A 16,235-nucleotide genomic window follows, 5' to 3' on the forward strand; every position below is an offset into this window, starting at 1 on the left:
CATGACCGCCGCCCTTGCGCTGGACGGCGTGACCAAGCGCTTCGGCGACACGACCGCAATCACCGACGTGTCGCTGGCGCTGGGTCAGGGCGAATTCGTGGCGCTGCTGGGGGCCTCCGGCTGTGGCAAGTCCACCACGCTGCGCATCCTTGCCGGGCTGGACCGGCCCAGCGAAGGACAGGTGCTGATGCAGGGCCGCTGCGTGACCCGCGACAGCGCCGCCGCCCGCAACATCGCGCTGATGTTCCAGTCCTACGCGCTTTATCCGCATCTGAGCGTCTATCAGAACATCGCCATGCCGCTGCGGCTGCGCCATCTGTCGGTGGCCGGACGGCTGCCCGGCGCGGCGCGGTTCAGTGGCGCGGTGCGCCGCACCCGCGAGGACATCGACGCGCAGGTGCGCCGCGTCGCCGCCATGCTGCGGCTGGAGCCGCTGCTGGCGCGCAAGCCCGGCCAGCTGTCGGGGGGCCAGCAGCAGCGCGTGGCGCTGGCGCGGGCCTTGGTGCGCAAACCGGCGGCCTTCCTGCTGGACGAGCCGCTGTCCAATCTCGACACGCAGCTGCGCGCCGACACCCGCGACGAATTGCGCGCCCTGCACCGCGACACCGGCCATGCCTTCCTGATCGTCACGCATGACCAGTCCGACGCGCTGTCCATGGCCGACCGGGTGGCGGTGATGATCGCCGGGCGCATCGAACAGATCGCCACGCCGCAGCAGCTGTTTCACACCCCCGCCACCCGCGCCGTGGCCGAATTCATCGGCCATCACCGCATGAACATCCTGCCCCAAGGCCCCGCCGCCGCCCTGCACCCGGCAGGCAAGGGGCTGGATCTGGGCGTGCGCCCCGAGGATCTGCGGCTGCAGGCGGATGGCCCGCTGCAGGCCGTGGTCCGCTCCCGCGCCTTTCATGGCGAAGAAACCATCCTCAGCCTGCAGGACGACCGTGGCACCGCGCTGCGCATGGTGCTGCGCGGCGGGTCGGCACTGCCGCTGCCGGGCGACAGCGTGCGGCTGACCGCCCCGCCCGAGGCGCTGCATGGCTTTGATGCCTGCGGCCTGCGCCAGCAGGTGCTGTCATGATCCGCGCCGCGCTGACCGACCTGCTGCTGGTCGGACCCGCCGCGCTGGCCGTGGTGCTGTTCATCTTCCTGCCCGTGGGCGTGGTCTTCGGGCTGGCCTTCACCGACTATCAGGTGGGCGCGGCGCAGGCCGAGTGGGTGGGTGGCGCCAATTTCGCCCAGCTCTTCGGGTCGCGGCTGGGGCGCAACGCGCTGCTGAACACGTTGACCTATGCCGCCATCGTCATCCCCGGCTCGGTCGGGCTGGGGCTGCTGGTGGCGCTGGGGCTGCATGGCATGGCCACCCGCCTGCCCCGGCTGTCGGCGCTGCTGCGGGCGGTGTATTTCCTGCCGGTCGCGGCAACGCTGGTGGCCATGGCGGTCAGCTGGCAGATGCTGCTGCATCCCTCGCTGGGGCTTGCCAACACATGGCTGCAGGCGCTGAACCTGCCCGGGCAGCAATGGCTGTCGGACCGGGGGCTGGTGCTTTACACGCTGGCGGGCATCGGCATCTGGCAGAGCACCGGCTACAACATGGTGCTGTTTCTGGCCGGGCTCGCCGCCATTCCCTCCACGCTTTACGATGCCGCAGCCGTTGACGGCGCAGACCGCGGCTGGACCCGGTTCTGGTCGGTGACATGGCCGATGCTGGGACCGACCACGCTCTTCGTGATGATCGTCACCGCCGCCAGCGCCTTCCGCGTCTTTGAAACCGTGGCCACAATGACGGCGGGCGGCCCCGCCTTCGCCTCCGACACCATCGTCTACGCGCTCTATCGCGAGGGGTTCGTCTATTTCAAGGCAGGTTACGCGGCGGCCATCACGGTGGTGTTCTTTCTGGCGCTGCTGGCGCTGACCGCGTTGCAGATGCTGCTGGTCGAACGCCGGGTGCATTACCGATGAGACCGGGTCTGATCCTTGGCTTCGGCCTGCTGGCGCTTGGCGCGGTGCTGGTGCTGCTGCCCTTCGTCTGGATGGTCTCGGTTTCGCTGAAACCGCATGCCGAGATCTTCACCCCCCATGTCAGCCTGCTGCCGCAGAACCCCACGCTGGAAAATTACCGCCGCGCGCTGACCGAAACCGCCATTCCGCGCTATCTGCTGAACGGCGTGCTGGTCACGGGGGGCATCCTGATCCTGCAGCTGGTGCTGAGCGTGCCCTGCGCCTATGCGCTGGCGCATCGCCGCTTTCCGGGGCGCGGGCTGCTGTTCGGGGCGGTGGTGGCGGCCCTGCTGGTGCCCTTCCATGTCACGGCACTGCCGATCTTTCTGGGCATGGCGCGGCTGCAGATGCTGGACAGCTACACGGCGCTGATCCTGCCCTTTGCCGCCACCGCTTTCGGGCTGTTCCTGCTGCGGCAGGCCTTTGCCCAGATCCCCGCCGAGCTGATCGACGCGGGCCGGGTCGATGGCATGTCCGAACTGGCGATTGCATGGCGCGTGGCCTTCCCGCTGGCCCTGCCCACCGTGATCGCCTTTGCGATCTTTTCGGTCACCGCGCACTGGAACGACCTGTTCTGGCCGATGATCGCCGTCACCGATCCCGATCTCGCCACCCCGCCGCGCGGCATCCTTTACTTCCGCGATGCCGAAAGCGGCGACGAACCCGGCCCGCTGATGGCCGGGGCCACGCTGGTCACCGCGCCGCTGGTGCTGGCCTTCCTGCTGGCGCAGCGGCGCTTCACCCAAGGGCTGGCCAGCACGGGGCTGAAACGATGAGACCCGAGCAGAAGAGGCCAAAGGCCCGTCCCCACCCCCCTTTCCTTTCTCCCGCAACCTTCCGAGGAATGTCATGAAACACCTGATCCTGTCCGCAGGTCTGGCCCTGTCCGCCAGCGCGGCGCTGGCCGAAACCGAACTGCGCGTGCATTACGCCATCCCCACCATCTGGGCCGAAACCCAGGACAAGCTGACCGCCGCCTTCATGGCCGCCCATCCCGAGGTCACGCTGACGCTGGACGGTCCCGCCGAGGGCTACGAGGACGGCGCCCAGCGGCTGCTGCGCGAACATGTGGCGGGCACCGCACCGGATGTCGCCTATGTGGGGCTGAACCTGTGGCGCGTGCTGGAAGACCGGGGCGTGCTGCAGCCGCTCGACCCGTTCCTGCCCGCCGATCCGCAAGCGGCGGGCTACACGCCCGCGCTGCTGTCGCTGGGCCGGTTCGAGGACACGCAATGGGGGCTCGGGACCTCCGCCTCGACACTGGTGATGTATGTGAACCCGGCTCTGGTCGAACAGGCGGGCGGGTCGATGGAGGACTTCCCCACCAGCTTTGACGGGGTGATCGAGCTTGCCGCCAAGATCGACGCGCTGTCGGACACCACCGAAGGCGTCTGGATCGCACGCCATGACTGGCGGTTCCAGTCGCTTCTGGGCTCGCATGGCGGGCGCCCGATGACCGAGGACGAATCCGACATCACCTTCGACGACGCGGCGGGGCTGGCAGCGGCAGGTCTTTACCAGCGCTTCGCCACCGAGGCAGGCATGTCCTCCATGTCGGAAAACGACGCGCGGCAGGCCTTTCCGGCGGGGACGCTGGGGATCATGTTCGAAAGCTCGTCGCTGCTGACCCGCTTCACCGAAGGCGCGGGCGACAGCTTTGACGTCACGGTGAAACCGCTGCCCGTGGCGGCAGAGGAGAACGTCTATTTCCCCACCGGCGGCAATGCCATCGTGATGCTGACCGAGGATCCCGCCAAGCAGCAGGCGGCCTGGGATTACATCGCCTTCGTCACCGGGCCCGAGGGGCAGAAGATCATCGTGGAAAACACCGGCTATGCCCCCGCCAACAAGCTGGTGCTGGACGATTCGGCCTATCTGGGCAGCTACTATGCCGAAAACGCCAATGCCCGCACCGCCCATGCGCAGGTCGCCGACCATGCCGGGCCTTGGTACGCCTTCCCCGGCGCCGAGGGCGTGGCCGTCACCGACCTGATCGCGGCAGCGCTGGTCGAGGTGACCGAGGGCGCCGAAGTCGAACCGACGATCACCGATCTGGCCGAAACCCTGCGCCTGCAGCTTGGCATGAAGTGATCCGGGCCGGGCGCCGCGCCCTTGCGGCGCCACAGCCCCGCCACCAGACCGAGCCCCTGCGCATCGCCGCGCGGGGGCTTTTTGCTGCGCGGGCGGAGCGGATGCGGCAGACCCCGCGCCCTGCCGCGCGCAGCAGGGCCAGACCATGCGGATCAGGCACAGAAGCCCGCCCGCAGCGCGGCAAAGCCTGACGCGACCGGTCCCGGCGGACGCCAGAACCTTCAAACGTTTCAGTGTCTTGCTAGAAAATTGGCTGGGGCGGTAGGATTCGAACCTACGGTACACGGTACCAAAAACCGATGCCTTACCACTTGGCCACGCCCCAACTGTGGAGCGGGATTTACGCCAGCCTCCGGACGGGATCAACCCCTTCTCGGAAAAAATATGACAGAAATTTCGCAGCCCTGCCGTCCCCGCGCTAGCCATCGCGCAGCACCTCCTGCGCTTCGGTCCGCCCCTCTGCCACAGGCAGAAAGGCATATTGCGCGCGCCCCGCGCGCTTGGCCGCATAAAGCGCCAGATCGGAAGCATGCAGCACCTGCGCCGCCGTCAGCCCGCCGCCGCCGTCATGACAGGCGATGCCGATGCTGGCGGACACCCGGGCCAGCGTGTCGCCGACGGGAATCGGCTCCTCGATTCGGCGAATCAGGCGGCTGGCCAGATGTGCCAGCCGCTTGCGTCCGGTAAGCCCGGCCAGAATCAGCACAAATTCATCGCCGCCGATTCGCGCCACCGTGTCATCGCGCCGGGTGAGATCCAGCATGACCCGCGCCACCACCTGCAGCACCCGGTCGCCCGCGCCATGGCCGTGCGAATCGTTCACCTGCTTGAAGTAATCCAGATCCAGATGCATCAGCGCGAAGGCGCTTTCCTGCCGCAGCAGCCCGCCCAGGACATGCGCCACCGCGCGGCGGTTGCGCAGCCCGGTCAGCGGATCGGTATAGGCGCGCTGTTCGGCGGCCAGCATCGCCCCCTGCAGCCGCCGGTTCAGCGTGCGCGAGGCGGCCATGGCCGCCGATTTCGCCTCCACCAGATAGAGCATGTCGATGGCGAGATCGGTGGCCGCAAAATCGGTGCTGGTCAGCGCGTGGCTGCGCACCGCCTCCACCACGCCGATGCCGAAGGACAGGTTCAGCACCAGCCCGCCCTGCCCGTCCGGCACCGCCACGCCGCGCAGCGCCGTCTGTGTGGCATGGCGCAGGCGCAGCTGCAGCTTGCGCCCGGCCAGATCCTGCAGCGCCTCCGGCGTCTGGACCTCGCGCGGGCGGTAGATGTCGAACACCGTGGCGAAGGGCGCGCCCAGCGCCGCCTCCCCGCCCAGCAGCTTGGTCAGCGTCGGCCCCGCCGCCACCAGCCGCCCCGCCGCATCCAGCCGCGCATGCAGCGGGCAGAGCAGGTCGAGGCTGCTTTGCGGCAGGGTCATCCGCCATATCCCTCACGCAGGGGCAGCGCCGCGCCCAGATCAAAATCGCGCCCTTCGGAAAAATCCGCCTCCACCACGGTGATGTCGATCACCTCGGTGCCGCAGCGCCGCCCGCGATGGTCAAGGATGACCAGCGCGCCGTAATCGTCGGCCATGGCGCGCAGCACCCCCACCAGCACCTGCCCGAAGCCGCGCAGCCCCGCCCCGGAGCCATGGCAGAGCAGCAGGAACTGCCCGGTCATGTCATCGCGCAGCTCCAGATCGGGCAGGACCAGATCGGCCACCGCCAGCCGGGCACGGCCCGGCAGATCCTCCAGCGAATGCAGGAAGTCGATAAAATCCACCCCGCCATAGCGCATCAGGCGGCGCAGGCTTTCATTGTTGGGATGGGTGATCAGATAGGTGCCCACATCCTCCAGAATCGTCTCGCGCGGGCGGTGCAGCCGCACCGTCGCGGCCACCAGCACCGCCTCCACCCGGTCGGGGGCGTAATCCAGCATCGCCTCGAATCCCGGCGGATCGACCCGGGCAGCGGTGGCAATCTCCTCCCAGACCGCCTGTCCATAGGTGTCCTGCAGGAAGCACTGAAATGTCCTTGCGATCAGCCCGTGCATCCGCCCATTCCGTCCGCGATTCCGGACAGACCTTAGCGCGGGGCGGTTTAAGAAACCCGCAACACCTCAAAGTTTAAGGACAATCCCGGCGGTCAGACCGGCAGCGTCATCCCCAGCCAGCCCGGCAGATGGCCGATATCGGGCAGCACCACATCGGCCAGCGGCGCCAGATCCGCCGCCTGCGCCATGCCGGTCAGCACGCCCGCCGTGGCCATGCCCGCCGCGCGCCCCGCGATCAGGTCATGGCGGCTGTCGCCCACCATCAGCACCTGATCGGGGCGCAGCCCGACATGGGCAGCAAAGGCCAGCAGCGGATCGGGCGCGGGCTTGGCGCCAAACCCGCTGTCAAAGCCTGCGACAAACTCGAACCGCTCCAGCACTCCGGCCCGGCCCAGCTGCGCCCGGGCCGAAAATTCGGTGTCATTGGTCATCACCCCCAGCCGCAGCCCCTGCGCCGCAAGCCCGCGCAGGAAGGGATCAAGCGGCACCGCCTCGGCCAGCGGCGCCTCTGCGGCGCCCTGCGCCAGATAGGATTCGATCGCCGCCACATCGGCCCCGGGCAGACCCCTGGCGAAACACTCCGCCGCCTCGCGGTTGGTGCCCGCGATGATCGGGCTGTCGGGCAGGAACCGGCCCGCCACCAGATCGAACCGCGCCGCCTCGGCCATGGCGGCCATCACCTGCGCATCGCCCTGCGACAGCTCGCGCAGCGCGCGCAGCGACCACGCGTTCCATGTGCGGCCAAAATCGAACAGCGTGCCGTCCTTGTCGAACAGCACCGCCGCGATGGCTGGGGTCATGTCCAGTGCACCTCGCCGCCGCCGGGCAGTGCCTGCCGCGCGCGGAAGGGCATGTCGGGCGGCAGATCCTGCGCGGCGCAGAACTGCCGCACCCACGCATCGTTCATCAGCAGGAAATCCAGCACCGCGCCCTGAAAGGCCGGATCGCCCAGACCCTCGCGGAAATCCTGCTCGGAGGCGCCGGTGGATCCCAGAAAGACCGGCAGCAGCTCGTCCTCCCCGGCCAGCCACGCCACGGCCTGAAGCCCGATCAGTTCGGCCTGTTCCTGCAAAAGCGACATGGGCCGGAGACTCCGCAACCGTTTCTTAACCAGTTTTTATAAAGACTGAGCGGGACGCCGGATGCAAGCCCGGACCACCCGGTCCCGCATCGCGGCGCCGCTCGCCTTGGACAGCTGCAATGACCGGACGAATCCTGATCGCCGATGGCGTGCCGACCAATCGTATCGTGCTGCGGGTGAAACTCACCTCGGCCTTCTACGACGTGCAGCAGGCAAGCAGCGGCGCCGAAGCGCTGGCCCTGATCCGGCAGGAGCGGCCCGATCTGGTGATCGCCTCCGCCGACCTGCCCGACATGGAGGCAGAGGCGTTCTGCAGCGCCCTGCAGGCCAGCGCCGGTCTGGCCGACATGCCGCTGATCCTGCTGCAGCGGCAGACCGATCCGCAGGCCCGCATGGCCGCCCTCGCCGCCGGGGCGGAGGACGTGCTGGGGCCGCAGGCCGATGACAGCGTGCTGCTGGCCCGGCTGCGCAGCCTGCTGCGCGACGCCCATGCCGAGGACGAACTGCGCCTGCGCGAAGACACCCGCCGCGCGCTGGGTCTGGCCGAGGCGCCGCGCGCCTTCGAGACGCCGCCGCAGGTGGTGATCGTGCCGATGGGGCCGCTGCGCGGGCTGGCGGAGGCGGCCTGCCGCCTGCGCACCCGGCTGGGGGCGGTGGTCCGGGTGCTGCGCCCCGCCGACATCCGCACCGGCCTGACCGGCCAGCCCGATGTGGTGGTCATCGCCGACAGCGGCGGCGCAGGCGACGGGCTGGGGCTGCTGGCGCAGTTGCGCGCCAGCCCCGGCTTCCGGCATCTGGGCCTTGTCTATGTCGCAGCACCCGAGGCGCGGCATCTGGCCGCCAGCGCGCTGGATCTGGGCGCCAATGACATTCTGGCCGACGGGCTCGACCCCGAGGAACTGGCGGTGCGCCTGCCCCGGCAGGTGGCGCGCAAGCGCACCGCCGAACGGCTGCGCGCCGACATGCGCGACGGGCTGCGCGCGGCGGTGACCGATCCGCTGACCGGGCTCTACAACCGCCGCTATGCCCTGCCGCATCTGGCCCGGCTCGAGGAACGCGCGGTGCAGACCCGCCGCCCCTATGCGCTGCTGCTGGCCGATCTCGACCATTTCAAACAGGTGAATGACAGCTACGGCCATGCCGCAGGCGATCAGGTGCTGACCGAGGTGGCCGCGCGGCTGATGCAGAACCTGCGCGCCGCCGATCTGGTGGCCCGCATCGGCGGAGAGGAGTTTCTGATCGCCATGCCCGATACCGGCGCCGATCAGGCGCGGCGCAGCGCCGAGCGGATCTGCGCCCTCGTCGCGGCGCAGCCGGTGGCGCTGCGGGAGGCGCCGCAGGGGGTGCGCGTCACGCTCAGCATCGGGCTCGCCCTGCGCACGCCCGAGGCCACCGAAGGCCCGGAGGCGCTGCTGCTGCAGGCGGACCGGGCGCTTTATGCCGCCAAACATGCCGGGCGCAACTGCGCCCGCATGGCGCCGCTGGCCCCGGTGCCGCCCCGGTGCAGCGGCGGCAGCGTGGCCGCAGCGGGGCGCGGGGCCTGACCCGCGACCCCGTGTCCCGGGCGCCGCGTCCGAAGGCGCGGCGCAACCGCTCCCTCCGTCACTTCCGCGCCTTCTCGATGCGGCGGATCAGCCGGTCCAGATCCTCCTGCAGCCGGTCGGCATAGGCGGCGCGGGCGGCGGGCGGCAGCCCCGCCATATACTCCGCCAGCACCTGCTGGCCCATCTGCTGGCGCGCCGCCGCCCGCCCGTCCTGCGCCGCCAGCGCCGCCTCGAACCCGGCGCGGTCAAAGGGCTCGCGCCGCAGAAGATCCAGCGCCTGCCGGTAATCCGCAAAGGGTGGCGGACGCTCGTCCCGGCCCCGCTCGAACCGCGCGCGCAGCTGCCCCCCCAGTTCGCGCCGCTGCTCCGGCGTGAAGGCGCGGGTATAGGGCGTGACAAAATCGCGCCCGCGCGGCGGCTCGAACCGCTCGGGGCCATGCCGCCACAGCCCCCCCGCCACGATCCCCGCCACCGCGAGGTTCAGCGCCAGCGAGCCCAGCAGCAGCCCACGCATCCAGAGCGGCGTTCGCGTCTTTTTCTCGGATTCCGCCATCATCACAGCCCCAGCATCGCGTAATCGAACCCGCTGGCCGGATCGAGCCCGGACAGCCCCTGCTCCTGCGTGGCCGTGGCCACCCAGTCCACCGCCGCCTCGGGGGCTGCGGCGCCGATCCAGAGGCCCATGGCACAGGCGGCGGTCAGCCCCGCCAGCGCGGGCCAGCCGCCCATGGCGCGCAGCCGTGCCAGCAGCCGTCCGGGCCCGCGGCTCTGCCGGGCAGGCGCGGCGGGGGCCGCGCGCGGCGCGGGCTGGCTTTCCAGCGCCAGCGCCTCCATCCGGGCCATGAACTCGCCCGAGGGCAGCGGTGCGGCCTCGCGGCCCGCCGCGAACCATGGCGCCAGCGCGCCCTCCTCGTTGCTTGGCCTGTCAGTCATCCTCATACCCCAGATCCGCGCGCCGGGGCGCCAGCAGCCCCTCCAGCGCCTTGCGTCCGCGCGCGGTCAGACTTTCCACCGCACGCACCCCAATGTCCATGATCGCGGCGATTTCGGGGTTGGTCAGCCCCTCCAGATGCCGCAGCACCACCGCCTGTTTCTGCCGGTCGGGCAGCGCCGCCAGCGCCCCCTCCAGCGCCTCGGCCCGCGACCGCTCCTGCAGCCGCGCGGCGGCAGAGGGCGCGGGATCGGCAGGTTCCGCCACATCCTCCAGCGCGGCAAAGCCGCCGCGCCTGCGCCGCATCCGGTCGATGCAGAGGTTCGACACCACCTTGTAAAGCCATGTCGACACCTTGGCCTCGCCCTCGCGCCAGCCCGGCGCCGCCCGCCACAGCCGCAGCAGCGCCTCCTGCGCCACATCCTCCGCCTCGGCCCGGTCGCGCAGCATCCGGAAGGCATGGCCAAAGGCCAGCGGCCCCAGCCGGGCGGTCAGCGCCCGCGCCGCCCCGGGGGCGCCTGCGGCATAGGCCGCCAGCAGCTGCTCGTCGCTTGTGTCGGTCATCGCGTCGTAGGGCATCCGGTCCATGTCCCCGCGCTAGCCCGATGCCGGGCCCCGCGCAATCCTCCGCTGTCCCCGGGATCCGCAGGGATCCCGGGGACAGCGATCAGCTCAGCGGTCCCAGCGCTCGCCACCGGGGCGCTTGCCATGCTCGCGCCCGTGCTCGTGCCAGCCGCCGCGCGGGCCATCGCCGCGCGGGCCGTCGCCGTCGCGGTCGCGCATCGCGCGGGCGGCGGCCAGTTCCTCGCCGGTCACGGTGCCGTCGCTATCGGCATCCAGACGCTCGAACATCCCCGCCGGGCCGCGCGCCTGCAGTTCCTCAAGGCTCAGCGATCCGTCCTTGTCGGCATCGAGCCGGTCCAGCATCCGCTGCTGGCGCATCCGCAGGCGCATCGCCTCGTGCTCTGCCTGCCGCGCCTCCTCGAAGGCGGTCAGTTCGGCGCCCTCCAGCGTGCCGCTGCCATCCGCATCAGCGGCGGCAAAGGCCGCGGCGGGGCCTGCGGCCTCCATCTCGGCGCGTGTCACCTGCCCGTCGCCATCCGCATCGATCATGCGGAACATCATCGGCGCGGGCGCCGGGCCTGCGTCGCGCGGGCCTTCGGAGCGGTCCCCCGGAAAGGCGGCGGCAAGGCTCGCCGACCCCATCACAAGGATGGCGGCGCCGGTCAGAAAGCGGGTCATGTGGGTCATGCTGCGAACTCCTGTCTGTCGCGTCATCTCGGCGGGTCTTGCCGCGTCGATCTGGACATGACACGCGCCGCCCCGGCGCTTCCGTCGCGGCCCTGCGCAGAAAATCCGGCGCCTGCCGCCGCGGGGCGGGTTTGCGACATCCCGACGCAAGGTCATCGTGCCCCCTTTCATCCGGACCGCTCCTGCCCCATTTTCAGGACATTCGCGCCCGAGGAACATCCATGTCCGATCTGTCCGACACATCTCTGCACGACGGAGCGGAATCCGCTTCCGTTGCCGCCTCCACCTCCCCCGCCGCCGAGCGGGACACATGGCCCGCCGTCTGGCGGGGCTACCGGGGACGCTGTCCCAAATGCGGGTCCGGCCCGGTGCTGCGCGGCTATCTCAAGGTGCGCGACCATTGCCCGGTCTGCCGCGAGGAACTGCACCATCACCGTGCCGATGACGGCCCCGCGTACCTCACCATCCTCATCGTGGGCCATATCATGGCCCCCGGCCTGCTCTGGGTCTTCACCACATGGCGGCCAGAGCCGCTGATCCTGATGACGATCTTCCTTGTTGGCTGCATCGGTCTCTCCCTCTATCTTCTGCCAAGGCTGAAGGGGGCGATCGTGGGCTTTCAATGGGCGCGCGGGATGCACGGATTCGCCGCGCCCCGCTGAACGGCCTCCTTGCCGGGGCCTGCGGGCCGGGCCGAAGGAGGGAAAAGACCATGGTGCTTGACAAGACCGGCCTGCGCGACGCGGCCACCGTGATCGTGCTGCGCGACCGGGACACCCGCCCGCGCGTGCTGATGGGGCAGCGCGGCGCCAAGGCGGCCTTCATGCCCAACAAGTTCGTCTTTCCGGGCGGTGCCGTGGATGCCGAGGATGCCGAGGTGCCGCTGGCCCGCCCGCTGCCGCCGCTCTGCGCCGCGCGCCTGACTGAAAACGCCCCCGAAGGCATCGCCCATGCGCTGGCCGTGGCCGCCGTGCGCGAGCTTTGGGAAGAAACCGGCCTCGTGCTGGGCAGGTCGGGCACATGGACGGACCCGCCGCCCCCCTGCTGGCGCCGATTTGCCGCCACCGGCCATCTGCCCGATGCCTCGGCGCTGCAGTTCGTCTTCCGCGCCATCACCCCGCCGGGCCGCCCGCGCCGCTTTGACGCGCGGTTCTTCCTGCTGGAGGCCGAAGAGCTTGCCTCGGATCCCGATGATTTCTCGGCGGCCTGCGACGAGCTTTCGCATCTGCACTGGATCGCGCTTGACGAGGTGCGGCGTCTGGATCTGCCCTTCATCACCGAGGTGGTGCTGGGCGAAATCGCCGCCCGCGCGCAGGATGCAAGCCCGCCCGCCTCGGTGCCGTTTTTCCGCAATGATGACGAACAGAGCCTGTTCCTGCGGCTTTACGGCGCGCCGCAGCCGGACTGAGGCCGGATCAGACCAGCCCGCGCCAGCGCAGCAGCGCGATCAGAAGAGCGGTCAGGATCAGGATATTGGCCATGATCGCGCCAAGGATGCCCAGCCACAGCCCGCGGCGGCGGTCGGCGCGGTCGATGGTTTTCAGATGTGCGGCGACGCGGTTGCTGGCGGCAGAAAGCGCCGCCGCGTCGATCTGGCGGAACAGCTTCGGCGGCCCCATCAGCCGGGTCGCGGCCACCACCTGCGCCAGATCGGCGCGCAGCGGGCGCGGCAGATGACGGGAGGCGGCGCGCGCCCTGCTGGCAAAGCTGCCACGACGCAGGCCAAGATGCTGGTCGAGATGCTGGTCGAACAGCGCCTGCAGACGGGCGGTTTCGGCAAAGACGGGGGGCTCGGTGACACTGCTCATGCGCGCAGGTTCCGGCATTTTGCGTCGCCCCGCAAGGGGCGCGTCCTTCAAGCCCCGCAAGGGGCGCTTCCCATAAGCCCCGCAAGGGGCGCTACCCACAAGCCCCGCAAGGGGCGCTACCCACAAGCCCCGCAAGGGGCGCGAACACCAAGCGCCGCAAGGGGCGCCGCTCCGGCGCAGCACTTTTGCCCCTTCCCCCGCGCTGCGCCCGGTTCTAGAACGGGGCCATGCTGAACCTTCTCCGCCACGGTGCCGCCACCGATGAACCGCCGCTGCTGATCATCCACGGATTGTTCGGGTCCGCCCGCAACTGGGGGGTGATCGCCAAACGCCTGTCCGACCGGCGCGAGGTCATCGCGGTGGATCTGCGCAATCACGGCGCCTCGCCATGGAAGGAAAGCCACAGCTATCCCGCCATGGCCGAGGATCTGGCCGAGGTGATCGACAGCCTTGGCGGGCGTGCCGACGTGCTGGGCCATTCCATGGGCGGCAAGGCCGCGATGGTGCTGGCGCTGACCCGGCCCGCGCTGGTCAACCGGCTGATCGTCGCCGACATCGCGCCGGTCACCTATGGCCACAGCCAGCAGCACAACATCGACGCCATGCAGGCGGTCGATCTGGGGCGCGTCGAAAAACGCTCCGACGCCGTGGCGCAGCTGGAACGGCTGGTGGAGGATCCGGCGCTGGCCAGCTTCTTCACGCAGTCGCTGGATCTGAAGGCGCGACGCTGGATGCTCAACCTTGACGTGCTGGCGCGCGAGATGCCGACCATCCTGTCCTTCCCCGAGATCGAGGGCCGGTTCGACGGGCCCGCGCTGTTCCTGTCCGGGGCGGAGTCGGATTATGTGCTGCCCGAACACCGCGACCGGATTCGCGCGCTGTTCGGATCGGCGAAATTCGCCAAGCTGCCCGGCTGCGGGCATTGGCTGCATGCCGAAAAACCGCGCGAGTTCGAAGCCGCCGTGCGCGCCTTTCTGGACATGACCGCCGCCTGAATTCGGCTTTTCGGAAACCGGCCATCCCTCTTTGCGAAAGAGCCGCGCCCCCTCTTGCGGGTGGGGGCGGCCTGCTTCTGTCTGCGCGGACCGGCGGAGAGCGTGATGGTCAGCGAGACGGCACAGACAGCATCATTCGGGTTCGATCAGGCGCAGCTTGCCATCGAGCCATGGCAGCTGCCGCAGCGCCGGACCCATCACCTGATCGGCCACCAGCATGCGCATGGTGCGCGCCACGTCACGCGGCACCCGGTCGGCCCAGTCGGCGGCGGCAAACAGCGCGATGGTGCGGGCAAAGGGCGTGAAGGGCAGCGGATGCGCCTCCAGCCGGTCATGCATCCGTGCCGCGCGCATGTAACCCAAGGGCGTGGTGATCGCCCAGCCCATGCCGCGCGCCACCAGCGTCATCAGCGACAGATGCGCGCCGATCTCGAACCTTTCCGGGAAATCCAGCTTGAGCCGGGCCAGATGCGCCTCGATCTGGCGCCCGATCATCTGGTCGCGATCATAGCGCAGGAAGGGCAGCGCCCGCATCAGCGCCTCCGGCCCGCCCAGTTCGGACATGCGGTCGCGCGGGGCCACAAGAATAAACGGATCGCGCGCCAGCGGATATTCGATGACCCCTTCCATCACCCCGCCGGGGCTGGCGGAAATGCCGATATGCAGGCTGCGCGCCCGCATCGCCTCGACAATCTCGTGGCTGGGGGCGGTGACCAGCTTGAAGCGGCAGCGCGTCATGTTCTCGGCAAGGATGGTCACCAGCTGCGGCGTCACGTCATTGTCGAAATCGTCGATCACGCCAAGGTTCAGCACCGACAGATGGGTCAGATCCATCACCGTCAGTTCGTTCTGCGCCAGCCGCAGCTGGCCCAGCACCACCTGCGTGCGGCTCAGGAAACTGCGCCCCGCCGAGGTCAGCTGCATCGGGCGGCGGCCATGATCCACCAGTTCCGTGCCAAGCGCGGTTTCCAGATTGCGCATCTGCTGGCTGACGGCAGGCTGGCTGAGCCCGGTGCGTTCGGCGGCCTGCGCCACGGAGCCGGTGGCCGCCAGCGCCTCGAACACCTCGAGCCCGCGCAGCGTCACCCCTTTCATCAGCATCGGTCCTGCCTCCTTCCGGGCAGGTGCCGCACCTCCCGTCCTTTCGCTCTTCCTGAAACTCTGAAGCCCGCAGGTCAACACCAAACGCCATGCCCGTGACGTATCTTAAAACCGCTCCCGGCCTGCCGCCCGAAGGCGCCGCCGACATCAAGGACACCGTGCAGATCATGCTGGCCCGCCTGCGCGCGGGCGGCGAGGAGGCGGCGCGGGATTACGCGCGGCGGCTGGATGGCTGGCAGCAGGAGGTGGTGGTCCCCGAGGCGAGCCTTGCCCGCGCGCACCGCGCCCTGCCGGTGACGCTGGTCGAGGACATCGCCTATGCCCATGCCAATATCCGCGCCTTCGCCGAGGCGCAGCGCGGGTCGGTGCAGGAATTCGAGGTGGAACTGCGCCCCGGCCTGCGCGCCGGTCAGCGGCTGATCCCGGTGGACTGCGCGGGCTGCTACGTGCCCGGCGGGCGCTATGCCCATATCGCCTCGGCGCTGATGACGGTGACCACGGCGCGCGCGGCGGGTGTGGCGCAGGTGGTGGCCGCCACCCCGCCCGGGCCGGAGGGCATCCCGCCCGCCGTGCTGCACGCGCTGCATCTGGCCGGGGCGCGGCGGGTGCTGGCGCTTGGCGGGGTGCAGGGGATCGCGGCGCTGGCCTTTGGCCTGTTCGGCGGGCCTGCGGCGGATATCCTTGCCGGCCCCGGCAATGCTTATGTGGCCGAAGCCAAGCGGCAGCTTTTCGGGCCGGTGGGCATCGACATGGTGGCGGGGCCGACCGATGTGATGATCCTTGCCGATGCCAGCGCCGATCCGCAGCGCGTCGCCGCCGATCTGGTGGCGCAGGCCGAACATGGTGCCACCTCCCCCTGCTGGCTGGTCACCACGCACCGCCCGCTGGCCGAGGCGGTGCTGGCGCTGGTGCCCCTGCTGGCCGAGGCCCTGCCGGAGCCCAACCGCGCGGCGGCCCGCGCCGCATGGGCGCAGATGGGCGAGGTGATGCTGGCCGCAAGCCCCGAAGAGATGGCGGACCTGGCCGACCGCTACGCCCCCGAACATCTGCACGTGATGGCCGCCGATCCGGGCTGGTGGCGCGGACGGCTGCGCGCCTATGGCTCGCTGTTTCTGGGGGCGGAGACCACGGTCGCCTTTGGCGACAAGGCGGCGGGGCCCAACCATGTGCTGCCCACCGGCGGTGCGGCACGGCATACCGGCGGGCTGTCGGTGCTGAAATTCCTCAAATGCGTGACATGGCAGCAGGCCGCCCCCGCCGCCCTGCCCGAGCTTGCCCGGGCCAGCGCCGCGATTTCCCGCGCCGAGGGCATGGAGGGCCATGCCCGCAGCGCCGAGGCGCGGCTGGTGCCGCCGCCGCATCTGCGCGCCTGCGGCTGAGCGGCGGAAGGCAGGA

At 70.1% G+C, this 16,235-nt stretch carries 19 protein-coding genes and 1 tRNA gene; 9 read left to right on the top strand and 11 right to left on the bottom strand.

Translation table 11 applies throughout. The features are described 5' to 3' along the window. The first annotated feature begins 1 nt into the window (after position 1). The 4 genes from BLR51_RS04765 to BLR51_RS04780 all read left to right on the top strand — a co-directional run bounded on the left by BLR51_RS04765 (position 2) and on the right by BLR51_RS04780 (position 4,092). On the top strand, positions 2–1,081 hold the full coding sequence (locus BLR51_RS04765; protein WP_089844468.1) for an ABC transporter ATP-binding protein: 1,080 nt from the start codon (positions 2–4) through the stop codon (positions 1,079–1,081). Beyond that, positions 1,078–1,962 carry a carbohydrate ABC transporter permease gene (locus BLR51_RS04770; RefSeq protein ID WP_207543550.1) on the top strand — a complete coding sequence of 295 codons (885 nt, stop codon included), beginning with the start codon at positions 1,078–1,080 and terminating at the stop codon, positions 1,960–1,962. Before BLR51_RS04765 ends, BLR51_RS04770 begins: the two co-directional genes overlap by 4 nt. Further along, a complete protein-coding gene (locus BLR51_RS04775; RefSeq protein ID WP_089844472.1) occupies positions 1,959–2,777 on the top strand; it encodes a carbohydrate ABC transporter permease in 819 nt (272 codons plus the stop codon). The genes BLR51_RS04770 and BLR51_RS04775 overlap by 4 nt, the downstream gene beginning before the upstream one ends. A 73-nt stretch (positions 2,778–2,850) precedes the next feature. Continuing rightward, positions 2,851–4,092, top strand: a complete 1,242-nt coding sequence (locus BLR51_RS04780; protein ID WP_089844474.1) for an extracellular solute-binding protein — start codon at positions 2,851–2,853, stop codon at positions 4,090–4,092. Positions 4,093–4,342: 250 nt separating this feature from the next. On the opposite strand, the gene BLR51_RS04785 is transcribed toward BLR51_RS04780, so the two are convergent. The 5 genes from BLR51_RS04785 to BLR51_RS04805 all read right to left on the bottom strand — a co-directional run bounded on the left by BLR51_RS04785 (position 4,343) and on the right by BLR51_RS04805 (position 7,210). Beyond that, positions 4,343–4,417, bottom strand: a tRNA-Gln gene (locus tag BLR51_RS04785). A 93-nt stretch (positions 4,418–4,510) separates the two neighbouring features. Next, entirely contained in the window at positions 4,511–5,515 is a 1,005-nt protein-coding gene (locus tag BLR51_RS04790) for a GGDEF domain-containing protein (protein ID WP_089844477.1), read from the bottom strand. Then, complete coding sequence (locus BLR51_RS04795) at positions 5,512–6,129, bottom strand: heme NO-binding domain-containing protein (RefSeq protein ID WP_089844479.1); 618 nt, start codon at positions 6,127–6,129, stop codon at positions 5,512–5,514. The genes BLR51_RS04790 and BLR51_RS04795 overlap by 4 nt, the downstream gene beginning before the upstream one ends. Positions 6,130–6,221: 92 nt before the next feature. Continuing rightward, complete coding sequence (locus BLR51_RS04800; RefSeq protein ID WP_089844481.1) at positions 6,222–6,929, bottom strand: HAD family hydrolase; 708 nt, start codon at positions 6,927–6,929, stop codon at positions 6,222–6,224. Continuing rightward, on the bottom strand, positions 6,926–7,210 hold the full coding sequence (locus BLR51_RS04805) for a DUF3572 domain-containing protein (RefSeq protein ID WP_089844483.1): 285 nt from the start codon (positions 7,208–7,210) through the stop codon (positions 6,926–6,928). Before BLR51_RS04805 ends, BLR51_RS04800 begins: the two co-directional genes overlap by 4 nt. Before the next feature lie 119 nt (positions 7,211–7,329). Between BLR51_RS04805 and BLR51_RS04810 the strand changes: the two genes are divergently transcribed. Further along, positions 7,330–8,754: a diguanylate cyclase domain-containing protein gene (locus BLR51_RS04810; protein ID WP_089844485.1), complete on the top strand. Its 1,425-nt coding sequence runs from the start codon at positions 7,330–7,332 to the stop codon at positions 8,752–8,754. A gap of 58 nt (positions 8,755–8,812) precedes the next feature. Here the strand turns inward: BLR51_RS04810 and BLR51_RS04815 are convergent, their stop codons facing one another. The 4 genes from BLR51_RS04815 to BLR51_RS04830 all read right to left on the bottom strand — a co-directional run bounded on the left by BLR51_RS04815 (position 8,813) and on the right by BLR51_RS04830 (position 10,936). Then, entirely contained in the window at positions 8,813–9,310 is a 498-nt protein-coding gene (locus tag BLR51_RS04815; RefSeq protein WP_242656638.1) for a periplasmic heavy metal sensor, read from the bottom strand. Then, a complete protein-coding gene (locus BLR51_RS04820; RefSeq protein ID WP_230797143.1) occupies positions 9,310–9,687 on the bottom strand; it encodes a hypothetical protein in 378 nt (125 codons plus the stop codon). The genes BLR51_RS04815 and BLR51_RS04820 overlap by 1 nt, the downstream gene beginning before the upstream one ends. Continuing rightward, positions 9,680–10,264 carry an RNA polymerase sigma factor gene (locus BLR51_RS04825; protein WP_089844490.1) on the bottom strand — a complete coding sequence of 195 codons (585 nt, stop codon included), beginning with the start codon at positions 10,262–10,264 and terminating at the stop codon, positions 9,680–9,682. The genes BLR51_RS04820 and BLR51_RS04825 overlap by 8 nt, the downstream gene beginning before the upstream one ends. 93 nt (positions 10,265–10,357) lie before the next feature. After that, the gene (locus BLR51_RS04830) at positions 10,358–10,936 is read right to left on the bottom strand and encodes an EF-hand domain-containing protein (RefSeq protein ID WP_089844492.1); all 579 of its coding nucleotides are present in this window, start codon (positions 10,934–10,936) and stop codon (positions 10,358–10,360) included. A 221-nt stretch (positions 10,937–11,157) separates the two neighbouring features. Between BLR51_RS04830 and BLR51_RS04835 the strand changes: the two genes are divergently transcribed. Beyond that, positions 11,158–11,598, top strand: a complete 441-nt coding sequence (locus BLR51_RS04835; RefSeq protein WP_089844494.1) for a DUF983 domain-containing protein — start codon at positions 11,158–11,160, stop codon at positions 11,596–11,598. Between the two features lie 50 nt (positions 11,599–11,648). Continuing rightward, positions 11,649–12,344 (top strand): NUDIX hydrolase, encoded by a 696-nt coding sequence (locus BLR51_RS04840; RefSeq protein WP_089844496.1) that lies wholly within the window; start codon positions 11,649–11,651, stop codon positions 12,342–12,344. Positions 12,345–12,351: 7 nt separating this feature from the next. Here the strand turns inward: BLR51_RS04840 and BLR51_RS04845 are convergent, their stop codons facing one another. Further along, entirely contained in the window at positions 12,352–12,744 is a 393-nt protein-coding gene (locus BLR51_RS04845; RefSeq protein WP_131821789.1) for a hypothetical protein, read from the bottom strand. Positions 12,745–12,971: 227 nt separating this feature from the next. Between BLR51_RS04845 and BLR51_RS04850 the strand changes: the two genes are divergently transcribed. After that, the gene (locus BLR51_RS04850; protein ID WP_089844500.1) at positions 12,972–13,739 is read left to right on the top strand and encodes an alpha/beta fold hydrolase; all 768 of its coding nucleotides are present in this window, start codon (positions 12,972–12,974) and stop codon (positions 13,737–13,739) included. A 132-nt stretch (positions 13,740–13,871) separates the two neighbouring features. Here the strand turns inward: BLR51_RS04850 and BLR51_RS04855 are convergent, their stop codons facing one another. Continuing rightward, on the bottom strand, positions 13,872–14,840 hold the full coding sequence (locus BLR51_RS04855; protein ID WP_089844502.1) for a LysR family transcriptional regulator: 969 nt from the start codon (positions 14,838–14,840) through the stop codon (positions 13,872–13,874). An 89-nt stretch (positions 14,841–14,929) separates the two neighbouring features. Between BLR51_RS04855 and hisD the strand changes: the two genes are divergently transcribed. Next, positions 14,930–16,219 (top strand): histidinol dehydrogenase, encoded by a 1,290-nt coding sequence (hisD, locus tag BLR51_RS04860; RefSeq protein ID WP_089844504.1) that lies wholly within the window; start codon positions 14,930–14,932, stop codon positions 16,217–16,219. The last annotated feature ends 16 nt before the right edge of the window (positions 16,220–16,235 follow it).

Source organism: Salipiger marinus, assembly GCF_900100085.1.
Taxonomy (GTDB): Bacteria; Pseudomonadota; Alphaproteobacteria; order Rhodobacterales; family Rhodobacteraceae; genus Salipiger; species Salipiger marinus.

Coding starts and splice junctions, on each gene's coding strand:
- BLR51_RS04770 (WP_207543550.1), top strand. CDS start 1,078: ATGATCCGCGCCGCGCTGACCGACCTGCTGCTGGTCGGACCCGCCGCG.
- BLR51_RS04790 (WP_089844477.1), bottom strand. CDS start 5,515: ATGACCCTGCCGCAAAGCAGCCTCGACCTGCTCTGCCCGCTGCATGCG.
- BLR51_RS04805 (WP_089844483.1), bottom strand. CDS start 7,210: ATGTCGCTTTTGCAGGAACAGGCCGAACTGATCGGGCTTCAGGCCGTG.
- BLR51_RS04820 (WP_230797143.1), bottom strand. CDS start 9,687: ATGACTGACAGGCCAAGCAACGAGGAGGGCGCGCTGGCGCCATGGTTC.
- BLR51_RS04840 (WP_089844496.1), top strand. CDS start 11,649: ATGGTGCTTGACAAGACCGGCCTGCGCGACGCGGCCACCGTGATCGTG.
- BLR51_RS04835 (WP_089844494.1), top strand. CDS start 11,158: ATGTCCGATCTGTCCGACACATCTCTGCACGACGGAGCGGAATCCGCT.
- BLR51_RS04830 (WP_089844492.1), bottom strand. CDS start 10,936: ATGACCCACATGACCCGCTTTCTGACCGGCGCCGCCATCCTTGTGATG.
- BLR51_RS04855 (WP_089844502.1), bottom strand. CDS start 14,840: ATGCTGATGAAAGGGGTGACGCTGCGCGGGCTCGAGGTGTTCGAGGCG.
- BLR51_RS04775 (WP_089844472.1), top strand. CDS start 1,959: ATGAGACCGGGTCTGATCCTTGGCTTCGGCCTGCTGGCGCTTGGCGCG.
- BLR51_RS04800 (WP_089844481.1), bottom strand. CDS start 6,929: ATGACCCCAGCCATCGCGGCGGTGCTGTTCGACAAGGACGGCACGCTG.
- BLR51_RS04780 (WP_089844474.1), top strand. CDS start 2,851: ATGAAACACCTGATCCTGTCCGCAGGTCTGGCCCTGTCCGCCAGCGCG.
- BLR51_RS04850 (WP_089844500.1), top strand. CDS start 12,972: ATGCTGAACCTTCTCCGCCACGGTGCCGCCACCGATGAACCGCCGCTG.
- BLR51_RS04815 (WP_242656638.1), bottom strand. CDS start 9,310: ATGATGGCGGAATCCGAGAAAAAGACGCGAACGCCGCTCTGGATGCGT.
- BLR51_RS04765 (WP_089844468.1), top strand. CDS start 2: ATGACCGCCGCCCTTGCGCTGGACGGCGTGACCAAGCGCTTCGGCGAC.
- BLR51_RS04825 (WP_089844490.1), bottom strand. CDS start 10,264: ATGCCCTACGACGCGATGACCGACACAAGCGACGAGCAGCTGCTGGCG.
- BLR51_RS04795 (WP_089844479.1), bottom strand. CDS start 6,129: ATGCACGGGCTGATCGCAAGGACATTTCAGTGCTTCCTGCAGGACACC.
- BLR51_RS04845 (WP_131821789.1), bottom strand. CDS start 12,744: ATGAGCAGTGTCACCGAGCCCCCCGTCTTTGCCGAAACCGCCCGTCTG.
- hisD (WP_089844504.1), top strand. CDS start 14,930: ATGCCCGTGACGTATCTTAAAACCGCTCCCGGCCTGCCGCCCGAAGGC.
- BLR51_RS04810 (WP_089844485.1), top strand. CDS start 7,330: ATGACCGGACGAATCCTGATCGCCGATGGCGTGCCGACCAATCGTATC.